Annotated in this window: 3 protein-coding genes and 1 pseudogene; 1 reads left to right on the forward strand and 3 read right to left on the reverse strand. The window is 52.4% G+C overall.

All coding sequences use genetic code 11. From position 1 onward, the window contains the following. Positions 1 to 25 precede the first annotated feature (25 nt). Positions 26 to 793 carry a triose-phosphate isomerase gene (gene tpiA, locus UC14_RS19485; RefSeq protein ID WP_037035323.1) on the reverse strand — a complete coding sequence of 256 codons (768 nt, stop codon included), beginning with the start codon at positions 791 to 793 and terminating at the stop codon, positions 26 to 28. A gap of 127 nt (positions 794 to 920) precedes the next feature. Then, a complete protein-coding gene (locus tag UC14_RS19490) occupies positions 921 to 1,529 on the reverse strand; it encodes a DUF1454 family protein (RefSeq protein ID WP_013577592.1) in 609 nt (202 codons plus the stop codon). A gap of 158 nt (positions 1,530 to 1,687) precedes the next feature. Here UC14_RS19490 and UC14_RS19495 point away from each other — a divergent pair, with 158 nt between their 5' ends. Next, positions 1,688 to 2,110 carry a DUF805 domain-containing protein gene (locus UC14_RS19495; RefSeq protein ID WP_037035321.1) on the forward strand — a complete coding sequence of 141 codons (423 nt, stop codon included), beginning with the start codon at positions 1,688 to 1,690 and terminating at the stop codon, positions 2,108 to 2,110. A 16-nt stretch (positions 2,111 to 2,126) separates the two neighbouring features. Here the strand turns inward: UC14_RS19495 and UC14_RS19500 are convergent. Continuing rightward, a pseudogene (locus UC14_RS19500) lies at positions 2,127 to 2,337 on the reverse strand (ferredoxin--NADP(+) reductase); the annotation flags it as partial.

Here is a 2,337-nt window from a genome sequence, read left to right on the forward strand (position 1 = left end):
TTTTTATTGCGCAGAAGAAACAGGCTTACGCTTGTTTAGCTTCAGCAGCGGCTTTCACGATCACAGCGAAAGCGTCTGCTTTCAGTGATGCGCCGCCAACCAGTGCGCCATCGATGTCTGGCTGGGTGAACAGTTCAGCAGCATTTGCAGCGTTAACAGAACCGCCGTACTGGATGATAACTTGTTCAGCAACCGCAGCATCTTGTTTCGCGATGTGGTCACGGATGAATTTGTGAACAGCCTGAGCCTGAGCCGGGGTGGCAGATTTGCCGGTACCGATCGCCCAAACAGGTTCGTAAGCGATGACTGCGCCTTCGAATGCTTTCGCACCCAGAGTGCTCAGAACCGCGTCCAGTTGTTTAGCGCAAACGGCTTCAGTTTTGCCTGCTTCGTTTTCTGCTTCGGTTTCACCGATGCACAGAACAGGAGTCAGACCCGCTTCTTTCAACACGCCGAATTTTTTCGCGATGAACTCATCACTTTCTTTGTGGTAAGTGCGGCGTTCTGAGTGACCGATGATGATGTATTGCGCACCGATGTCTTTCAGCATGTCGGCAGAGATTTCACCGGTGAATGCGCCAGACAGGTTAGCATCAACGTTCTGAGCACCCAGCGCAATACGGCTGCCAGCCAGAGCGTGTTTAGCCTGTGACAGGTAAACTTCTGGTGGAGCAATTGCAACGCCACAACCTACAACTGTGCTCAGTTCAGTACGCAGAGCAGCAATCAGTTCGTTAACCATGTGGGTGCTGCCGTTAAGCTTCCAGTTACCCATCACTAATGGATGTCGCATGTTTTTTCCTCCAAAAGGGGACGCGAGTGTCGATTAAAATTTCTGCCAAATAAGCAGATTACCTGTGCAACAGTATAGAGATCATTGGTCATAAAGGCTTTGCTTTTTGTCATTAAAAACCGTCATCTCACGGCTCAGCAAGCGCCAGCTTGACCGGCTCAACGGCGAATGTCAGTCCTTTTTCGCCATTGTCTGAAATGACAAAACGCACCGCGCCTACCTCCTGCTTATAAAACTGCTGACCTTTTCCTTTTTCGATCAGAGAAGCGACTCTCGCCACGCTTTGCTCGGTGGATAATGTGGCGTCGAACTGACGCATCAGATTAGCCATATAGCTTATCGCCAGCGTGCGTGCGGCCTTTTCTTCAGCCCCCTGAATCGGCAGATAGGTGATTTGCAGCGTTTTGATTTTACCGGTGCCTTTTTCCAGTGCGGTCGAGGCATACAGGTTTTCATTAATCTTGCTGGCGGCGCGGGTCAGGGAACTGTTTGGAGATTTATCACTGATCGACCGGAACTCGCCAATCTGCTGGGTCGGATTGGCTTCATTGTATTTGGCGCGAAAATTGATCAGCGTCGTTTCAAAGGTGGGTGCGCCAGCAAGCAGGTAAGGGGCTTTTGGCATCTCCTCTGCGCCAGAGTGATCGACCGGCGGATCGGCGAGTGCACTATTCTGGCAAGCGAGCATAAGCAGCGCGGGCAGCGCCAGTCGTAATAAGGATTGAGCAACAGTCATAGGGCGTTTCTTATTTTGTTTCAACAATCCGATTAAAGCGGGGAACGGGGGGTAATGTCAAAAGGAGTGCGTAAAGATTCTCGTCATCGCTGCCCGTGAGTTACACTCCGCCTGTTTTAATATTTTACTCCTCTTGTACTTTACGGAACGGACTGCCAATGACGTTACAGCATGCACTGTTTTCTTTTAACGGCCGCCTGGGCCGCCGCGATTTCTGGCTCTGGATGGTTAGCTGGTTGATTCTGATGGTGGTTGATTTCTTTTTTGCCGCACAGGAATGGATTACCTATCAGTCCGCCGGATTCGCGCTGGTGGTTTTACTGTGGCCGACTGCCGCAGTGTTGGTGAAAAGATTGCATGACCGCAATAAATCGGCCTGGTGGGCGCTGCTGTTTGTGCTGGCGTGGATGCTGGTGGCGGGTAACTGGGCAGCGGCGATGCCGCAGACGTGGAGCTGGGTTCTGGGCCGGCTCGCGCCATCGGTGATTTTCATTATGTTGCTGATCGACTGCGGCGCTTTTACCGGCACACCGGGCGCAAATCGCTTTGGCCCGGAACCGGACGACGTTAAATTCCGCTAGTTTTGCGCTAACAGATTTACCAGTAATGCTCGCTGGTCATATGGCCCGGCTTGCGTTTGAGATGTTTGCGCATACCCCGCGTGTCTTTCAGTACTTGCTGGGTATCGCGAACCATCTGGTGGATTGCCGCACAACATCACGTGGCTGTCCTCTGCCAGCATCTTAAGGCCGACAGCCGCTTCCAGTGCGCCGCTTTCAATCAGCGCAGGCACGCGACCGGTCCAGCG

Source organism: Rahnella sp. NRRL B-41462, assembly GCF_003263525.1.
Taxonomy (GTDB): domain Bacteria; phylum Pseudomonadota; class Gammaproteobacteria; order Enterobacterales; family Enterobacteriaceae; genus Rahnella; species Rahnella aceris.

Bases quoted from the DNA above. Each gene is read 5' to 3' on its own strand.
- tpiA (WP_037035323.1), bottom strand. From the start codon at position 793: ATGCGACATCCATTAGTGATGGGTAACTGGAAGCTTAACGGCAGCACC.
- UC14_RS19490 (WP_013577592.1), bottom strand. From the start codon at position 1,529: ATGACTGTTGCTCAATCCTTATTACGACTGGCGCTGCCCGCGCTGCTT.
- UC14_RS19495 (WP_037035321.1), top strand. From the start codon at position 1,688: ATGACGTTACAGCATGCACTGTTTTCTTTTAACGGCCGCCTGGGCCGC.